Origin of the sequence: Variovorax sp. 770b2 (assembly GCF_900115685.1) — a bacterium.
Taxonomy (GTDB): Bacteria; Pseudomonadota; Gammaproteobacteria; order Burkholderiales; family Burkholderiaceae_C; genus Variovorax.
Genome location: NZ_FOXJ01000001.1, coordinates 2,294,685 through 2,313,112 on the forward strand (window position 1 = coordinate 2,294,685; position 18,428 = coordinate 2,313,112).

Below are 18,428 nucleotides of genomic sequence, written 5' to 3' on the forward strand. Positions count from 1 at the left end.
CGTCAGACGGTTTCGGCATCGGCTTCGGTGCTGCGCTCTTCCGCGCGGGCCGGGCGGATCTGGCCGCGCTCCTTCACGAACACGATGTGCTCGTCGGGCTTCTCGCTGTTGACGAAAGAGCGGAAGCGCTGGCGCGTGGCCGGGTCGTTCACCGCGGTCTTCCACTCGCACTGGTAGGTGTCGACCACGCCCTGCATTTGCGCTTCGAGTTCGCCGGCGATGCCCAGGGTGTCCTGCAGCAGCACGCCCTTCAGGTAGTCCAGGCCGCCTTCGAGGTTCTCGCGCCAGGTGCTGGTGCGCTGCAGGCGGTCGGCCGTGCGCACGTAGAACATCAGGAAGCGGTCGATCAGCTGGATGAGCTGCGCCTTGGTGAGGTCGGAGGCGAAGAGCTCCGCGTGGCGCGGCTTCATGCCGCCGTTGCCGCAGACGTAGAGGTTCCAGCCCTTCTCGGTGGCGATGATGCCCACGTCCTTGCCCTGTGCCTCGGCGCATTCGCGGGTGCAGCCCGACACGCCGAACTTGATCTTGTGCGGTGCGCGCAGGCCCTTGTAGCGGTTCTCCAGCTCCACGGCCAGGCCCACGCTGTCGTCCACGCCGTAGCGGCACCAGGTCGAGCCCACGCAGCTCTTCACGGTGCGCAGCGACTTGCCGTAGGCATGGCCCGATTCGAAGCCGGCCGCGATCAGTTCTTCCCAGATCGAGGGCAGTTGCTCGACGCGCGCGCCGAACATGTCCACGCGGGCGCCGCCGGTCACCTTGGTGTAGAGGCCGTACTTCTTGGCGACCTGCCCCACGGCGATGAGCCCGTCGGGCGTGACCTCGCCGCCCGGCATGCGCGGCACGACCGAGTACGTGCCGTCCTTCTGGATGTTGCCGAGGAAGTAGTCGTTGCTGTCCTGCAGGCTCGCGAGGTTTTTCTTGAGCACGAACTCGTTCCAGCACGAAGCGAAGATGCTCGCCGCCGTGGGCTTGCAGATGTCGCAGCCCAGGCCCTTGCCGTGCCTGGCCAGCAGGTCGTCGAAGCTGCGGATCTCGCCCACGCGAATCAGGTGATACAGCTCCTGGCGCGAGTACGCGAAGTGCTCGCACAGGTGGTTGTTCACGGCCATGCCGCGCTTGGCCATCTCCGCCTTCATGACCTGCCCGACCAGTGCCGCGCAACCGCCGCAGGTGGCGCCGGCCTTGGTGCAGGCCTTCATCTCGGCGACGGTGCAGGCGCCCTCGCCCACGGCCGCGCAGATCTGGCCCTTGGTCACGTTGTTGCAGGAGCAGATCTGCGCCGTGTCGGGCAGTGCATCGACGCCGAGGCCGGGGCGCGCCTTGCCGTCGCTCGAAGGCAAGATCAGGAACTCCGGGTCCGCCGGCAGCGCGATGCCGTTGAGCGCCAGTTGCAGCAGCGTGCCGTACTCGGCCGCATCGCCGACCAGCACCGCGCCCAGCAGCTGCTTGCCGTCTTCGCTCACCACGATCTTCTTGTAGATCTGCTTGTGCTCGTTGATGTACTGGTAGGCGCGCGAGTGCGGCGTCTTGCCGTGCGCATCGCCGATGCTGGCGACATCCACGCCCATCAGCTTGAGCTTGGTGCTCATGTCCGCGCCGATGAAGGCGGCGTCCTGCTGGCCGGCGATGTGTTTCGCGGCAACGCGCGCCATGTCGTAGCCGGGCGCCACGAGGCCGAAGGTCTGTTCGTTCCACGAGGCGCACTCGCCGATGGCGTACACATCGTGGTCGCTCGTGCGGCAGTGGCTGTCGATCGCCACGCCGCCGCGCGGGCCGATGGCCAGCACCGACTGGCGCGCCAGTTCGTCGCGCGGGCGGATGCCGGCGGAGAACACGATCATGTCGGTCTCCAGGTACGTGCCGTCGGCGAACACCATGCGGTGCCGCGCGGCGGCGCCGTCGGTGATCTCCACCGTGTTGCGGCCGGTGTGCACATGCAGGCCCAGCGCCTCGATGCTGCTGCGCAGCGCGCGGCCGCCGCCCTCGTCGACCTGCACGGCCATGAGGCGCGGGGCGAACTCGACCACGTGCGTCTCCAGGCCCATGTCGCGCAGCGCCTTGGCGCATTCCAGGCCCAGCAGGCCGCCGCCGACGACCACGCCGCTCTTGGAGCGCGCGCCGCATTCCTTCATGGCCTCCAGGTCTTCGATGGTGCGGTAGACGAAGCAGTTGGCGCGGTCGCGTCCGGGCACCGCAGGCACGAAGGGCGACGAACCCGTGGCCAGCACGAGCTTGTCGTAGGCCACCACTTCGCCGTCGGCCGTGGTGAGCGTGTTGTTGCGGCGCTCGATGGCCACGGCCTTCGCCGCCAGGCGCAGCGTGAAGCCGCTGCGCTCGAAGAAGCCGGGCTCCACGAGCGAGAGGTCTTCGGCGGTCTTGCCGGCGAAGAACTCGGACAGGTGCACCCGGTCGTAGGCCGCGCGGGGCTCTTCGCAGAACACCGTGACCTCTGCGTCCGCGACGCCGAGTTCGTGGAGTTGCTCTAGAAACTTGTGGCCCACCATGCCGTGGCCAATGACTGCGATTTTCATGTCGGATCCTGCGTGCAGCCGGCCATGCGTCAGTCCGCCGCAGACCCCGTCGGAAAGACGGCAGTCAGGGCGAGCCCCCGCAAGGGACGGATGCGAATCGGGTTGGAACGGACGTACTGCCGGCCTTGATTGGGTAAAGGCTTGCAGTGCGCTCGGGTCCGCCGTCGTTAGCGGAGGCACTGTGAGAGCCGCGGCGGCGTTGCCGCGGAACAGTGCAAGACCCTGCGCAACATCCGTGCCAGGCGATCGGGCTGCCTGCGGGACCGCGTGGCACCAAATGCGGCACCAAATCCGGCGCCCCATGGCCATGGCGGGCGGCGGCATGCGCCGTTATGGCGCATGCATTGCCTCGTTTGGTGCGGGGAAGGTGCCCAGGCCCTCCCCTCACCCTCCCCCTTACCCTCAACCCAGGGCGTCGTTCACCTGCTCGTTGAATTCCGTCTGGCTGAGCGCCGTGCCGATCTCCCGCGGCAGCGCATCGCGCACCGAGAACACCCCGAGGATCTTCGCCCCCGACACCAGCGGCAGGTGGCGAAAGCCGCGCTCCAGCATCAGCACCACGGCGTCGGACACCAGCGTCTCCGGCGGCACGCAGATCGGGTTGGGCGTCATCACTTCGCGCACCGGCGTGCGGTCGGGGTCCAGCCCCTTGGCCAGCACCCGGGTCATGAGGTCGCGCTCGGTGAGGATGCCCAGCAGCGTGTCGGGCAACTCCATGACAAGCACGCTGCCGCAGTTGGCGCGCGTCATCACGCAGGCGGCGTCGCGCACGCTGGCCTGGGGGCCCAGGCTGATCACGTGCTTGCGCGAGACGGATTGGAAAACGGTGCGCTCGGCCATGGTGCGCCCTCCGGAAGTGACGTCAATGGTGCCGCCGGCGCCGGCTCAGCGCAAGGAGGCGTTCAGCTTTTCGAGCGCCTGGGCGCCCGGGCACAGCGCGTCCGTTTCCAGCGCATTGAGCGGCCGGTCGCAGGTGTTGAGCGCCGTGTGCAGGTCGGTGGCCAGCGGATCGACGTAGAGCAGCCCCGTCACCACCTCCCCCATCGCGTGGTGGCGCTGCATGTAGGCCATCGCGGCGTAGCGGTCGCCGGGGTTGTAGCCGGGGTGCAGGCTCCGCAGCCGCAGCAGCGTGCCGTCGTGCTGGCGCACGTCCATCACCTCGCCGGGGTTGATGTCGACGGTGATTTCCTCGCGCCCGCTGATGAAGTCGATGCGGCTCACCGCCTCGTTGTGCTCGCGCACGTAGTCGTAGCTCTTGGTGCTGCCGGGGTGGTTGTTGAAGGCCACGCAGGGGCTGATCACGTCGATGAAGGCCGCGCCGCCGTGGCTGATCGCGCCCTTGATGAGCGGCACCAGCTGCGCCTTGTTGCCCGAGAAGCCGCGCCCCACGTAGCTGGCGCCCAGCTGCAGCGCCAGCGCCACCAGGTCCACCGGGCTGTCGGTGTTGAGCACGCCCTTCTTGCTCTTGGAGCCCTGGTCGGCCGTGGCCGAGAACTGCCCCTTGGTGAGGCCGTAGACGCCGTTGTTCTCCACGATGTAGGCCATGCGCACGCCGCGGCGCATGGCGTGCGCGAACTGGCCGAGGCCGATGGAGGCCGAATCGCCGTCGCCCGAGACGCCCAGGTACAGCAGGTCGCGGTTGGCCAGGTTGGCGCCGGTCAGCACGCTGGGCATGCGGCCGTGCACGGTGTTGAAGCCGTGCGAGGCACCAAGAAAATAGTCCGGCGTTTTCGAGCTGCAGCCGATGCCCGAGAGCTTGGCCACGCGGTGCGGCTCGATGTCCAGCTCCCAGCAGGCCTCGATGATGGCGGCGGAAATCGAGTCGTGGCCGCAGCCGGCGCACAGCGTGGAGATCTTGCCCTCGTAGTCGCGCCGCTTGTAGCCGACCTTGTTGGTGGCCAGCGTCGGGTGGTGCAGCCGTGGCTTGGCAAGGTAGGTCATGCGGATTCCTTCGTGTCTGTGACGACGCGCAAGGCCTGCGTCTTGTGCACATGCGCGGCGATGGCCTGGCCGATGAAGCGCGCGGTGATCGGCGTGCCGTCGAAGTGCAGCACGCGCACCAGCCGGGCCGGATCGAACTCCAACTCATTGACCAGGAGGCTGCGCATCTGCGCATCGCGGTTCTGCTCGACCACGAACACCTGCCGGTGGTCGGCCAGGAACTGCGCCACGCTGTCGGGGAACGGAAAGGCGCGCAGCCGCAGCGCATCGAGGTGGATGCCCTCTTCTTCCAGCGCATCGAGCGCCTCGTGCATCGAGGGGCTGGTCGAGCCGAAATAGATCACGCCCAGGTCGGTCTTCTCCGCCGCGGGCCGCAGCACCGGCTGCGGCACCATCGTGGCCGCGGTGGCGAACTTCTTCAGGAGCCGCTCGACGTTATAGATGTAGTCCGGCCCGCGCTCCGAATACCGCGCGTAGGCATCGCGCGTGGTGCCGCGCGTGAAGTAGCTGCCCTTGGTCGGGTGCGTGCCCGGCAGCGTGCGCCAGGGAATGCCGTCGCCGTCCACGTCCTTGTAGCGGCCGAAGTCGCGGCCCGCCTCGAGCTCTTCGGCGGTCATGACCTTGCCGCGGTCGTAGGCCTTGGCGTCGTCCCACACGAAAGGCTCGCACAGGCGCTGGTTCATGCCGATGTCCAGGTCGGTCATGAGGAACACCGGCGTCTGCAGCCGGTCGGCCAGGTCCAGTGCCGCTGCCGCATGCTCGAAGCACTCGTACGGGTCTTCGGGAAACAGCAGCACGTGCTTGGTGTCGCCGTGCGAGGCATAGGCGCAGGAGAGGATGTCGGCCTGCTGCGTGCGCGTGGGCATGCCCGTCGAGGGTCCGCCGCGCTGCACGTTGATGAGCGTGACCGGGATCTCCGCGAAGTACGCGAGGCCTATGAACTCGGTCATGAGCGAGATGCCCGGCCCCGAGGTCGGCGTGAAGGCCCGTGCGCCGTTCCATCCGGCGCCCACCACCATGCCGATGGAGGCGAGCTCGTCTTCGGCCTGCACGATGGCGAAGCGGTGCTGGCCGGTGGCCGGGTCCACGCGGAACTTGGTGCAGTACTTCTGGAACGCCTCGGCCACCGAGGACGAGGGCGTGATCGGGTACCAGGCCGCGACCGTCGCGCCACCGTACACGCAGCCCAGCGCCGCGGCACTGTTGCCGTCCACGAAGATGCGGTTGCCGACCCGGTCGGCGCGCCGCACCTTGATGCCCAGGGGTTCGCGCAGGTTCTCGCGCGCGAAGTCGCAGCCCAGGTGCAGCGCCTGCACGTTGGAGGCCAGCAGCTTTTCCTTGCCCTTGTACTGCTCGCCGAACAGCTTTTCGACCACCTCGGGCTCGATGCCCAAGAGGATGGCCAGCGCGCCCACGTACACGATGTTCTTGAAGAGCTGCCGCTGGCGTGGGTCTTGATAGACCGCGTTGCAGATCTCGGTAAGCGGCATGCCGATCACGCGGATGTCGGTGCGGAATTTCGAGGGCGGCAGCGGCCGCGTGCTGTCGTAGAAGAGGTAGCCGCCGGGTTCGAGCTCGGCCACATCGGCGTCCCACGTCTGCGGGTTCATCGCCACCATCATGTCGGTGCCGCCGCGGCGCCCGAGGTGGCCCGCCTCGGTCACGCGCACCTCGTACCAGGTCGGCAGGCCCTGGATGTTGCTCGGAAAGATGTTGCGCGGGCTCACCGGCACGCCCATGCGCAGGATCGCCTTGGCGAACAGCTCGTTGGCCGAGGCCGAACCCGAGCCGTTGACGTTGGCGAACTTGATGACGAAGTCGTTGATGCCTTCGATCTGCGGAACGGTGGCCCCCACGCTCGCCACTTCGCGTGCTTCGCCGCTCGCGGGGGAGGCCTTCACGCCTTCGGGCGGTCGCACGGCGCTCATGCCGCCACCTCCTGCGCCTGCGCCTGCCCCGCCGGTGTCATCTTCAGCAGGAACTTCTGCATGTCCCACGCGCCCGTCGGGCAGCGCTCGGCGCACAGGCCGCAGTGCAGGCAGACGTCTTCGTCCTTGACCATCACGCGGCCCGTCTTGAGGCCGCCGGACACGTACAGGTCTTGCGCCAGGTTCAGCGCCGGCGCCTTCAGGCGGGTGCGCAGCTCTGCCTCCTCGCCGTTGGCGGTGAAGCTGATGCAGTCCATCGGGCAGATGTCCACGCAGGCATCGCATTCGATGCACGCGGGTTCGTTGAACACGGTCTGCACATCGCAGTTGAGGCACCGCTCGGCCTCCTTGAACGCGGTGGCGGCGTCGAAGCCCAGTTCCACCTCCACGCGGATGCTTGCGAGCGCCGTCTCGGCCTTCGCCCACGGCACCTTGTAGCGCAGGTCGTTGGAGGTGTCGTTGTCGTAGCTCCACTCGTGGATGCCCATCTTCTGCGACACCAGGTTGGTCATGGGCGCGGGGCGCACGTACACGGGCTCCGCGCGCAGCAGCTTGTCGATCGACACAGCGGCCTCATGGCCGTCGGCCACCGCCGTGATGATGTTCTTCGGGCCGAAGGCCGCATCGCCGCCGAAGAACACGTGGGGCACGGTGGACTGGAAGGTGTTCTTGTCCAGCGCCGGCAGGCCCCACTTGTCGAAGGCGATGCCGCTGTCGCGCTCGATCCACGGAAAGGCGTTTTCCTGGCCCACCGCGACCAGCACTTCGTCGCATTCGAAGAAGGCATCGGGTTCGCCGGTGGGCACCAGCGTGCGATGGCCCTTGTCGTCGTACTCGGCGCGGACCACCTCGAAGCTCATGCCCTTCAGTTGGCCCTGCTCGTGCACGAAGGCCTTGGGCACATGGAAGTTGATGATCGGAATGCCCTCGTGCTGCGCGTCTTCCTTCTCCCAGGGCGAGGCCTTCATTTCGTCGAAGCCGCTGCGCACGATCACCTTCACGTCGGTGCCGCCCAGGCGCCGGGCCGAGCGGCAGCAGTCCATGGCCGTGTTGCCCCCGCCCAGCACGATCACGCGCCGGCCGATGCTGCTCACGTGGCCGAAGGACACGGAGTTGAGCCAGTCGATGCCGATGTGGATGCTGGCCGCCGCTTCCTTGCGGCCGGGCACGTCGAGGTCGCGCCCGCGCGGTGCGCCGCAGCCGATGAAGATCGCGTCCCACCCTTGCGCGATCAGCGCCTTCATCGAATCGATGCGCTCGCCGCCGCGGAACTCGACGCCCAGGTCCAGCACGTAGCCGGTCTCCTCGTCGATCACCGATTCAGGCAGCCGGAAGCGCGGGATCTGCGTGCGGATGAAACCGCCCGCCTTGGCCTCGCCGTCGAACACCGTCACCTCGTAGCCCAGCGGCGCGAGGTCACGCGCGACGGTGAGCGAGGCCGGTCCCGCGCCGACGCAGGCGACGCGCTTGCCGTTCTTCGGCGCGCTCTTGGGCATGCGCGAGCGCACGTCCTCCTTCATGTCGGCGGCCACGCGCTTGAGGCGGCAGATGGCCACCGGCTCGGGCATCTTCGCGTTGCTCTCCTCCACCCGACCGCGCCGGCAGGCCGGCTCGCAGGGCCGGTCGCAGGTGCGCCCCAGGATGCCCGGGAAGACGTTGGAGGCCCAGTTGATCATGTACGCGTCGCCGTAGCGGCGCTGCGCGATCATGCGGATGTACTCGGGGACGGGGGTGTGCGCCGGACAGGCGTACTGGCAATCGACGACCTTGTGGAAATAGGTCGGGTTGGCAATGTCGGTTCGCTGCAATGCGTGTCTCCTGACAGTCGCCCTGGCCCCGAAAGGGGCCGTCATGTGGGTTTGGCGCAGTATGCGCCGCACTGGCCGTTGCACCACCTTGGTGAAATCCCGCAGCAGCCAGACCCCCAGGTGAACCTCAAGTCAGCTTCAGCCCGGTTTTGCAGCCTTGGATGAACGCTTTTTCGCACCTGCCCGTTCGAAGACCGACGGCGCCGCCAGCAGGAACGCGCGCACCCGGTCGGCCAGCACCGCGTCCAGGTCCGCGGGCATCGGCTGCCCGTAGATCCAGCGCCGGAGGCCGATGTAGAAGATGCCGCCGTGCATGCCCCACATCAGCTCCAGCTCGCGCTCGGTGGGCTTGTCGCGGTTGGAGATGCCCAGCTCGTGGCGCACCTCGCGCCAGATGTGCGGAAAGAGCCGCTCCTTGAGGAGCTCCATGTACTGGTCGGGCACGTAGCCGTCCGAGAGGCCCGAGAAAACCAGGATGCGCACCCACTCCTTGGTGAGGATCGCATGCGCGTAGTCGATATAGAAGCGCACGAGCCGGTCTTCCAGCGGCTGCGACCGGTCTTCGATCCACTCTTCCCATTCGCTGCGCCAGCGGCCGAGGTAGACCTCCTCGTACACCCGCTCGATGAGCGCGCGCTTGTTCGGAAAGTAGTGATAGAGCAAGGGGTGCGTGATGCCGATCTGCTGGGCGAGCTCGCGCGTCTGGCCATCGAGGCCGCGCTCCGAGAAGAACGCGATCGCGCCGTCCAGGATCTGGCGCTCCCGGTTCTCGGTGGACAGCCGCTGGCGCAGCGGCTTGGCGGCCACCGCGATCTCCTTGTCCCCGGCTCTCTTGCGACGGCCCCCGGCCGTGCGCGGGCCGGTGTCGTCTTCTGGTGGCAGTTCTTTCATGGATGCCTTGTTGGTTTGAGCAGGCGCTAATTTACCTCATGGTAAGTACCGATGATCTTATTGACCATCTGTTAAACACTAGCGCCAACTAAGACGGAGACACGGATGGAACTGCAAGGCGAACAGTGGGTGCAGGCTTCTCGCGAAGCGGTCTGGCGCGCGCTCAACGATCCCCTCGTGCTCGCGAAATGCGTTCCCGGGTGCGAGGAAATGCGGCGCGTGAGCGAGACCGAAATCCAGGCGCGCCTGCTCGCCAAGATCGGCCCGGTGCGCGCGCATTTCAGCGGCCGCATCCTGATGCACGACGTGGTGCCGCCCCAAAGCTGCCGCATCGCCTTCGAGGGCAGCGGCGGCGCGGCCGGCATGGCCAAGGGCGAGTCGAAGGTCACGCTCGCCGAAGACAACGGCGGCACGCGCCTCTCGTACACGGTGGAAGCCGCGGTCGGCGGCAAACTCGGGCAGATCGGCGGCCGGCTGATCAATGCATCGGCACGGAAGATGGCCGACGAGTTCTTCCAGGCGCTCAACGAGCAGCTCGCGCCGAACGCACCGCCCGCCTCCGTCTCCCCAGCGACCGATGCGACCGCGAGCACCGCACCGGCACGCGTGGCAGCGCCCGCCATCGCAGCCCCCTCGACGGGCGGCCCGGTCTGGGCCAACGAGTTCCAGCGCATCCTCTGGCTCGCGATCGGCATCGGCGTCGGCTGGCTCGCCTGCCGCGCCTTCTCCTTCTGAGCGACGGACCAACGCCATGAAGGCCCCCGCTTTTTCCTACCTGCGCGCAGAGAGCCTCTCGCACACCTCGGCGCTGCTGCGCGAGCACGGCGATTCGGCGCGCCTCCTGGCCGGCGGCCAGACGCTGCTCGCGACGCTGAACATGCGGCTGTCGAAGCCGCAGCTGCTGATCGACATCAGTTCGCTGGTCGAGCTGCGCGGCATCGGCCTGCGCGGCGAGTACCTGCGCATCGGCGCACTCGCGCGGCATGTGGACATCGAATGCTCCGAGGTCGTGGCCAAGCACCTGCCGCTGCTCACGCAGGCCGCGCCGCACGTGGCGCACGCGGCCATCCGCAACCGCGGCACGATCGGCGGCTCGATCGCCTTCGCCGACCCCGCCGCCGAGTGGCCCGCGTGCGCGCTGGCGGCCGATGCGGAGCTCATCCTCAGCGATGGCCAGCGCGAGCGCCGCGTGATGGCCGGCGACTTCTTCATCGACCTCTACGAGACCGACCTGCGCCCGCACGAGGTGCTGGTCGCACTCGAATTCCCGCTGCCCGGCCCGGCGCGACGCTTCGCGTTCTCCGAACTCGCACGGCGCCACGGCGACTACGCGATCGTCGGCATCGCCGTGGCCGCCGACGTGACGGCCGGCGTGCTGTCGGACCTGCGCATCGCGTTCTTCGGCATGGGCAACACGCCGATGCGTGCGCTCGGCGCCGAGACCTGCCTGGCGGGCACCGCGGCCGACCCGAGCGCCATGTACACGGCCATCGAAAGCCTGGACGAAGACATGCGCCCCGATGCCGACCTGCACAGCAGCGCCGCCGCCAAGCGCCACATGGCGGGCGTGCTGCTGCAGCGCGCGGTGCGCGCCATCCTGAACCCCGAAGCGGCGCCATGAACGAATCGAAGATCCTCACCCGCATTCGCGTGAACGGCGAACTGCACGCGCACTGGGTCGAGCCGCGCCAGCACCTCGTGGACTACCTGCGCGACGAGATCGGGCTCAAGGGCACGCGCGTGGGCTGCGAGCACGGCGTGTGCGGCGCCTGCACCGTGATGCTCGACGGCGAGATCGCGCGCGGCTGCCTCGTCCTCGCCGTGCAGGCCGACGGCCACGAAGTACAGACCATCGAGGGCGTCTCGGATGCGGGCGCCATCGCCGACCTGCAGCAGGCCTTCGTCGCGCGCAATGCGGCGCAGTGCGGCGCGTGCACGCCGGGCATGTTGCTCACGGCGCATGCACTGCTGCGGCACGAACCGAACGCGGGCCGCGCCGAGATCCGCGAGCAGATCTCGGGCAACTATTGCCGATGTACCGGCTACCACGCGATCGTCGACGCCATCGTTCTCGCGCGCGACCAGCGGCTTCGAGGTGGAGGCGCGCATGAATGACGTGACCGCCCCCGCGCCGGTGATCGACACCGAGGCCGAGCGCTACATCGGCAAGCCGGTCACGCGCGCCAACATCCATCGCCTCGCGCAAGGCCGCGGCCAGTACGTCGACGACCTGGTGCTGCCGCGCATGCTGCACGTGGTCTACCTGCGCAGCCCGCATGCCCATGCGCGCATCGTGCGCATCGATGCCGAGGCGGCGCGCCGCATGCCGGGCATCGCCGCGATCGTCGACGGCCGCGAGATGGCCGCCGTGTGTGCGCCGTGGGAGGCCACGCTCAAGCACCTCACCGGCATGCGCTCGCCACCGCAGCATGCGCTGGCCATCGACCGCGCCACCTGGCAAGGCGAGGCGGTGCTCGCCATCGTCGGCCAGACCCGCGCGCTGGCCGAGGACGCGCTCGATGCCGTCACGGTCGAGTGGGAGCCCCTGCCCGCCGCCGTGCACATGGACACCGCGCTGGACGCCGCCACGCCCGTGATCCACCCCGCGCTGGGCAGCAACCTCTGCTTTCACCGCGAGATCGACACCGGCGGCGTCGACGCGATGTTCGAGCAGGCCGACGTGGTGGTGGAAGACGTCTTCCGCTTCGGCCGCCACACCGGCGTGACGCTGGAGCCGCGCGCGGTGCTGGCCGATTTCGCGCCCACCGACCGGCGCCTGACGGTGCACCACTCGCACCAGGCGCCGCACATGATGGCCGACCTGTACGCGCGCCAGCTCGGCCTGCACGAGGCCGACGTGCGCGTGATCTGCCGCGACGTGGGCGGCTCCTTCGGCATCAAGGTGCATGCCTATGCGGACGACTTCGCGACGGTCGCGCTGTCGGTGATGCTCGCGCGCCCGGTCAAGTTCATCGCAGACCGGCTCGAATCGTTCGTGACCGACGTGCATGCGCGCGAACACCGCGTGAAGGCCCGGCTCGCGCTCGCCAGGGACGGCCGCATGCTGGCCTTCCAGATCGACGACCTCACCGGCATCGGGCCGTACTCGATGTTTCCGCGCACCAGCGCGATCGAGGGCAACCAGGTGCTCAACATCACCGGCGGCCCGTACAAGCACGACCACTACAAGGCCGCGCTCGACGTGGTGTTCCTCAACAAGGTGCAGACCAGCCAGTACCGGGGCGTGGGCCATCCGATCGCCTGCGCGGTCACCGAAGGCCTGGTCGACCTGGCCGCGGCCAAGCTGGGCATCGACCCGCTGGAGCTGCGCCGGCGCAACGTGATGGAAGACGACAGCTATCCGCGCAAGGGCGCCTCCGGCATCCTGCTCGAAGGGCTCTCGCACCAGGCCTGCCTCGACAGGATCGAGACGATGATGGACTACCAGGCGCTGCGCCGGGAACAGGCCGAGCTGCGCGCGCAAGGCATCCATCGCGGCATCGGCATCGCGGCGCTGATCGAGCTGACCAACCCGGGCCCGGCGTTCTACGGCGTGGGCGGCGCGCGCATCGCGGCGCAGGACGGCGCGACGCTGCGGCTCGACCCCACGGGCATCGTGCATTGCGCCACCGGCGTGGGCGAACAGGGCCAGGGCACCGAGACCATCTTCGCGCAGATCGCGGCCGACACGCTCGGCGTGCCGATGGCCTCGGTGCGCGTGCTCACCGGCGACACGGCAGCCACGCCCTACGGCGGCGGCACCTGGGCCTCGCGCGGCGCGGGCATCGGCGGCGAGGCCGTGCTGCTGGCGAGCCGGCAGCTGCGGCAGAACATCCTCGAGTTGGCCGCCGCGCACCTGAAGCGTCCGGCCGAGGGCATGCAGATCGCGCGGGGCGAGGTGTCGTGCCTGGCGACGGGCGAGGTGCTCGTCTCGCTCGCCGAGCTCGGCCGCATCGCGTACTTCCGCCCCGACCTGCTGCCGCCGGGCTTCCAGCCCGAGCTGGTGGTGACGCGCCACTACGCGCAGCGCGACTACCCCTTCGTCTTCACCAACGGCGTGCAGGCGTCGTATGTGGAGGTCGACGTGGAGACCGGCTTCGTCAAGCTGCTGCGCCACTGGGTGGTGGAGGACTGCGGCCGCGTGCTCAACCCGATGCTGGTCGACGAGCAGATCCGCGGCGCCGTGGTGCAGGGCATCGGCGGCGTGCTGTACGAGGAGTGCCTCTACGACGACAACGGCCTCATGCGCAACGGCAGCATGGCCGACTACCTGGTGCCGATGGCCTGCGAGATGCCCGACATCGAGGTGGCCCACATCGAGACGCCCACCCGCACCTCGCAGCTGGGCGCCAAGGGCGCGGGCGAGGCCGGCACCGCCGGCGCGCCGGCGGCGGTGCTGAACGCCATCAACGACGCGCTGCAGCCCTTCGGCGCACACGTCTCGGACCAGCCCGTGACGCCCGACAAGTTGCTGCGCGCGCTCGGGCGCATCTGAGCGCGCTTTCGTTTTTGCCTTTGCTTTCACTCGAACGACAGGAGACGACCATGGCTTCCACACCTCTGATCCCTTCCCCCTCTCCCCTGCTGTTGCGCCGGCGCTCCGTGCTCAAGGCGGCCGGCGGCGCACTGATCGCCTCGGGCGGCGCCGCGTCCATGCCGCTCTGGGCGCAGACCGAGACGATCCGCGTCGGCCTGCCCATTCCGCTGACCGGCCCGTTCGCCAACGAGGCGCGCGCGGTGCAGCAGGGCGCCGAACTCGCCATCAAGGAATTCAACGCCGCGGCCGGCGCGGGCGGCCGCAAGGCCGAGCTGCTGGTGCGCGACGACAAGCTCAACCCGCAGGAGGCCGTGACGCGCACTGTCGAGCTGATCGAGAAAGACCGTGCGCACTTCATCGTGGGCTCCGTCTCCGCGGCGGTGCAGCTGTCGGTCAACAACGCGACCAAGCAGCGCAAGATCATCTACAACTCGGTGAGCCAGTCCGACTCGATCAACGAGGCGAAGGACTTCAGCAAGTACACCTTCCACGAGTGCCTGAACCCGCACATGACCGCGGGCGCCGTGGCGCGCTACGCCTTCCCCAAGATGGGCAAGCGCGTGGTGTTCCTCACCGCCGACTACGCCTACGGCCAGGAAATGGCGCGCGGCTTCGTCACTGCCGGCAAGGCCTTCGGCATCGAGGTGCTGGCGGACATCCGCCATCCGCTCGGGCAGACCGATTTCTCCAGCTACTTCCCGCGCATCCTCGCGCTCAAGCCCGACGTGCTGGTAGTGTGTAATTTCGGCCGCGACCAGTCGATCGCGTTCCGCCAGGCCGGCGACTTCGGCGTGAAGCAGAAGGCCAAGCTCATCGCGCCGCTGCTCATGCACTCGGGGCGCATGGTGGACGGGCACGACGTGTATGCCGACGTCATCGGCGGCACCGGCTACTACTGGGGCATGGAAGAAACCACGCCCTCCGCGCGCGCCTTCAACGCCGCGTTCCGCGCGGCCAACGGCGGCGTGGCGCCCACCGACTACGCCGGGCTCGGCTATGCGGGCGTGCGCAATGTGCTGGCTGCGGCCAGGCAGGCCAACAGCACCGACAGCGACCGCGTGGCCGAGGCGCTGCAGGGCATCAAGGGCGATGTCTACAAGGGCAGCACCTACTACCGTGCGTGCGATCACCAGTCGGTGCAGTCGGTGCTGATCGTCGAATCGAAACCGCCAGCGCAGGCCAAGGGGAAGGACGACATCTTCCGCATCGTCGCCACCGAGGCGCCGGACGAATCGCGCATGCGCAGCTGCGCCGAACTCGGCCACGCCTGAGCGGCTTCGACGCGTCCGCCCTTTTTCGGAACCCGCCGTGGAAATCTCCGCCTCCCTTCTCGTCCAGCAACTGTTCGTCGGACTGGCGCTCGGTGCCATCTACGTCCTCGTGGCGGTCGGCCTGTCGCTGATCTTCGGGCTGCTGGGCGTCGTCAACTTCGCGCACGGCGCCTTCTACATGCTGGGCGCCTACGTCGCCGTGTACGTGTACGGGCTCACCGGCAGCTTCTGGTGGTGCCTGGTGCTGGTGCCGCTCGCGGTGGGCCTGCTGGGCCTCCTGGCCGAGCGCTGGCTGATCCGGCCGCTCTACGGGCGCGGCGTGGACTATCCGCTGCTGCTGACCTTCGGCCTGGCCTACGTGCTGGTCGACAGCGTGCGCATGGTGTGGGGCGTGCAGGGCGAGGCCTTCGCCACGCCCGAGGCGTTGCGCGGCGCGGTCGACGTGGGCTTCGGCGTGTTCCCGCTCTACCGGCTCTTCCTGATCGGCCTGTGCGCGGTGCTGCTGCTGGCGCTGTGGCTCTTCATCGAGAAGACGCGCCTGGGCCTGGTCATCCGCGCCGGCGCGCGAGACCCGCTGGTGCTCAAGGTGCTGGGCATCGACGTGGGCCGCGTGTGGCTCCTGATCTTCGGGCTGGGCACCGCGCTCGCGGGGCTGGCCGGGCTGCTCGCGGCACCGCTGCGCGGCGTGAACCCCGAGATGGGCGGCTCGGTGCTCATCGAGGCCTTCGTCATCACGGTGATCGGCGGCATGGGCTCGCTGGTCGGCGCGATCGTCGCGGGCCTTCTGGTGGGCGTGGTGGTCGCGATGACCACCCTCTTCCAACCCGATTTCGCCGAGCTCGCGATCTTCGCGCTGATGGCGGCGGTGCTCATCCTGCGGCCGAACGGGCTGTTCGGAAAATCATGATGAAAACACTCTCCGCTCTCGCCCCCGCCGCGACGCGCCACCGCGTGCTGCTGAGCATCGCGGTGCTCGCGCTGTTTCCGCTGGTCATGCCCTTCCATGCGCTGGCCATCAACATCCTGCTGTTCGGCCTGTTCGCCGCGGGCTACAACCTCACCTTCGGCTACACCGGCAAGCTCTCGTTCGGGCATGCGGCCTTCTACGGCACCGGCGCCTACGGCTGCGGCATCCTGATCGCGAACCACGGCGTGCCCTGGCCGCTCGCGGTCGCGGCAGGGGTCGTGCTCGGTGGCCTGGTCGCGTTGCTGATCGGCATGCTGGCCATCCGCACGCGCGGCATCTACTTCGCGATGGTGACGCTGGCGCTCGCGCAGTGCGTGTACTTCGCAGCGTTCCATTCCACGTCGTTGACCGGCGGCGACAACGGCCTGCGCGGCGTGAACGTGCCCGCACTGCAACTGGGCGGCTGGCAGCTCGATTTGCTGCAGCCGTTGAACCGCTACTACTTCATGCTGGTGTTCGTGGCCCTCGCGATCTGGGTGCTGTCGCGCATCCTCAACTCGCCCTTCGGCGCGGTGCTCGAAGCGATCCGCGAGAACGAGCAGCGCGCCCGCGCCTCGGGCTTCGACGTGGAGCGCACCAAGCTGCTGTCGTTCGTGATCTCGGGCCTGTTCTGCGGGCTGGCCGGTGCGCTCACCGCGATCAACCTGGCCACCGTCGGCATCGACATGCTCTCGTACCATACCTCGGGCCAGGTGATGATGGTCGCGCTGCTCGGTGGCATGGGCACCTTCTTCGGGCCCTTCATCGGCGCGGGCACCTTCCTCGCGATGGAGCATGCGCTCACGGCCGTCACCGAGCGCTGGCAGCTCATCGTGGGGGTGATGTTCATCGGGCTGGTGCTGTTCTTCCCGAAGGGCATCTGGGGTTCGCTGCTGGCGAGGATGGAACGATGAAAACCACCGATCAAGACGCCATCCTCGAGACGCGCGGCGTCACCAAGCGCTTCGGCCAGTTCACCGCCAACGAAGGCATCAGCGTGGTCTTTCCGCGCGGGCAGCTCACGGCCATCATCGGCCCGAACGGCGCGGGCAAGTCGACCTTCTTCAACATGGTCTCGGGCGCCTTCGCGCCCACCGAGGGCGCGATCTGGTTCGACGGGCGCGAGATCACCGGCCTCGCGCAGCACCGCTTCGCGCACCTGGGCATCGCCAAGTCGTTCCAGGTGACGAATCTCTTTCCGGACCTCAGCGTACTGGAGAACGTGCGCGTGGCGGTGCAGGCGCTCGAATCGGGCTTCGACTTCTGGCGGCCGCGCGCCTCGCGCCGCGACTGGATCGACAAGGCCGAGCGGCTGCTCGCGCGCGTGGGGCTGCAGGACAAGCGCGCCTTTCGCGCGGCGCGTCTTTCGCACGGCGAGCAGCGCGCGCTGGAGATGGCGGTGGCGCTCGCCGCCGACCCCAAGCTGCTGCTGCTGGACGAGCCCACCGCCGGCATGAGCCCCGAGGAGACGCGCACGATCATGGACCTGATCCTTGCGCTCGCCCAGGAGCGCACGGTCGCGCTGGTCGAGCACAAGATGAAGCTCATCATGGGCGTGAGCGACCGCATCGTCGTGCTGCACCAGGGCCGGCTGCTGGCCCAGGGCAGCCCCGACGACATCCGCGCCAACGAAGAGGTGCGGCGCGTCTACCTCGGCAAGGGAGCCCACTGATGAACAAGAAGGACGAGAAGCAACCCCTGCTCGCGGTGAAGAACCTGGAGGCCTGGTATGGGCGCAGCCACATCCTGCAGGGCGTGGACATCGAGGTGATGCCGGGCGAGATCGTGTGCCTGGTCGGCCGCAACGGCGCGGGCAAGACCACGATCATGCGCAGCATCATGGGCCTCATGGACAAGACGCGCGGCAGCGTGGTGTTCGACGGGCTTTCGCTGCTGGGCCTGCCGCCGCACCGGCGCTTTCGCCAGGGCCTGGCCTATGTGTTCGAGGAGCGCCGCATCGTGCCCGGGCTGACCGTGCTGGAGAACATCCGCCTGGGCATCCTCGCATCGGACCAGCGGCACCGCGAACGCGAGCTGATCGACGAGATTGCAGAGACCTTTCCGCGCCTGAAGGAGCGGCTCTCGCAGATCGCCATCACCATGTCGGGCGGCGAGCAGCAGATGCTGGCCATCGCACGGGCGATGGTCGCGCACCCCAAGCTCATCATGCTGGACGAGCCCAGCGAAGGGATCATGCCGGTGCTGGTGGACGAGATGTTCGAGCTGTTCGCGTCCCTGAAGCGGGCGGGCAAGACGCTGCTGCTGGTCGAGCAGAACGTGGAGCTCGCACTGTCGATCGCGGACCGCGCGTACATCGTCGACCAGGGGCGCGTGGTGCATCACGCGCGAGCCGACGTGCTGCTGGCGGATCGGGAGATCCAGGAGCGGTACTGCTCCGTGTAACGGCCCGGAGGGCCTGCGGCAGCAGCGCTCACATAGAACCTCCCCGAACGATGTGCGCGCGCCACATTGGATTCGGGCGCCGCTCTGTCCAGACTGTGGTCGCCCGCCGGCCTGTGCGCATGTCGGCGGGTCAAAGACGGCCGGCAGCCGCGCTGACGGCCACGACAACAGA

General features: G+C 68.5%; 15 protein-coding genes. 9 read left to right on the top strand and 6 right to left on the bottom strand.

The window, feature by feature from the left end:
• Positions 1-2: 2 nt before the first annotated feature.
• The 6 genes from nirB to BM133_RS10490 form a co-directional block, all read right to left on the bottom strand.
• The gene (nirB, locus tag BM133_RS10465) at positions 3-2,531 is read right to left on the bottom strand and encodes a nitrite reductase large subunit NirB (protein WP_093433508.1); all 2,529 of its coding nucleotides are present in this window, start codon (positions 2,529-2,531) and stop codon (positions 3-5) included.
• 402 nt (positions 2,532-2,933) lie between these two features.
• Positions 2,934-3,371, bottom strand: a complete 438-nt coding sequence (locus tag BM133_RS10470; protein ID WP_042579206.1) for a CBS domain-containing protein — start codon at positions 3,369-3,371, stop codon at positions 2,934-2,936.
• A 45-nt stretch (positions 3,372-3,416) separates the two neighbouring features.
• A complete protein-coding gene (locus tag BM133_RS10475; protein WP_093433509.1) occupies positions 3,417-4,472 on the bottom strand; it encodes a 2-oxoacid:ferredoxin oxidoreductase subunit beta in 1,056 nt (351 codons plus the stop codon).
• The gene (locus tag BM133_RS10480) at positions 4,469-6,400 is read right to left on the bottom strand and encodes a 2-oxoacid:acceptor oxidoreductase subunit alpha (protein WP_256219129.1); all 1,932 of its coding nucleotides are present in this window, start codon (positions 6,398-6,400) and stop codon (positions 4,469-4,471) included. Before BM133_RS10480 ends, BM133_RS10475 begins: the two co-directional genes overlap by 4 nt.
• A complete protein-coding gene (locus BM133_RS10485) occupies positions 6,397-8,208 on the bottom strand; it encodes an FAD-dependent oxidoreductase (RefSeq protein WP_093433511.1) in 1,812 nt (603 codons plus the stop codon). Before BM133_RS10485 ends, BM133_RS10480 begins: the two co-directional genes overlap by 4 nt.
• Before the next feature lie 138 nt (positions 8,209-8,346).
• On the bottom strand, positions 8,347-9,099 hold the full coding sequence (locus BM133_RS10490; protein ID WP_093433512.1) for a TetR/AcrR family transcriptional regulator: 753 nt from the start codon (positions 9,097-9,099) through the stop codon (positions 8,347-8,349).
• A 105-nt stretch (positions 9,100-9,204) separates the two neighbouring features.
• On the opposite strand from BM133_RS10490, the gene BM133_RS10495 reads away from it, so the two are divergent.
• The 9 genes from BM133_RS10495 to BM133_RS10535 are packed head-to-tail and all read left to right on the top strand — an operon-like array spanning position 9,205 to position 18,256.
• On the top strand, positions 9,205-9,834 hold the full coding sequence (locus BM133_RS10495; RefSeq protein WP_093433514.1) for an SRPBCC family protein: 630 nt from the start codon (positions 9,205-9,207) through the stop codon (positions 9,832-9,834).
• A gap of 16 nt (positions 9,835-9,850) precedes the next feature.
• Positions 9,851-10,720 carry an FAD binding domain-containing protein gene (locus BM133_RS10500; protein ID WP_093433515.1) on the top strand — a complete coding sequence of 290 codons (870 nt, stop codon included), beginning with the start codon at positions 9,851-9,853 and terminating at the stop codon, positions 10,718-10,720.
• The gene (locus tag BM133_RS10505) at positions 10,717-11,214 is read left to right on the top strand and encodes a (2Fe-2S)-binding protein (RefSeq protein ID WP_093433517.1); all 498 of its coding nucleotides are present in this window, start codon (positions 10,717-10,719) and stop codon (positions 11,212-11,214) included. Before BM133_RS10500 ends, BM133_RS10505 begins: the two co-directional genes overlap by 4 nt.
• Entirely contained in the window at positions 11,207-13,594 is a 2,388-nt protein-coding gene (locus tag BM133_RS10510) for a xanthine dehydrogenase family protein molybdopterin-binding subunit (RefSeq protein ID WP_093433518.1), read from the top strand. Before BM133_RS10505 ends, BM133_RS10510 begins: the two co-directional genes overlap by 8 nt.
• A gap of 50 nt (positions 13,595-13,644) precedes the next feature.
• Positions 13,645-14,907, top strand: a complete 1,263-nt coding sequence (locus BM133_RS10515) for an ABC transporter substrate-binding protein (RefSeq protein WP_093433520.1) — start codon at positions 13,645-13,647, stop codon at positions 14,905-14,907.
• Positions 14,908-14,950: 43 nt separating this feature from the next.
• Positions 14,951-15,814: a branched-chain amino acid ABC transporter permease gene (locus tag BM133_RS10520; RefSeq protein ID WP_093435240.1), complete on the top strand. Its 864-nt coding sequence runs from the start codon at positions 14,951-14,953 to the stop codon at positions 15,812-15,814.
• The gene (locus BM133_RS10525; RefSeq protein ID WP_256219130.1) at positions 15,814-16,767 is read left to right on the top strand and encodes a branched-chain amino acid ABC transporter permease; all 954 of its coding nucleotides are present in this window, start codon (positions 15,814-15,816) and stop codon (positions 16,765-16,767) included. The genes BM133_RS10520 and BM133_RS10525 overlap by 1 nt, the downstream gene beginning before the upstream one ends.
• On the top strand, positions 16,764-17,525 hold the full coding sequence (locus tag BM133_RS10530) for an ABC transporter ATP-binding protein (protein ID WP_093433523.1): 762 nt from the start codon (positions 16,764-16,766) through the stop codon (positions 17,523-17,525). The genes BM133_RS10525 and BM133_RS10530 overlap by 4 nt, the downstream gene beginning before the upstream one ends.
• Positions 17,525-18,256: an ABC transporter ATP-binding protein gene (locus tag BM133_RS10535; protein ID WP_256219131.1), complete on the top strand. Its 732-nt coding sequence runs from the start codon at positions 17,525-17,527 to the stop codon at positions 18,254-18,256. Before BM133_RS10530 ends, BM133_RS10535 begins: the two co-directional genes overlap by 1 nt.
• Positions 18,257-18,428 lie beyond the last annotated feature (172 nt).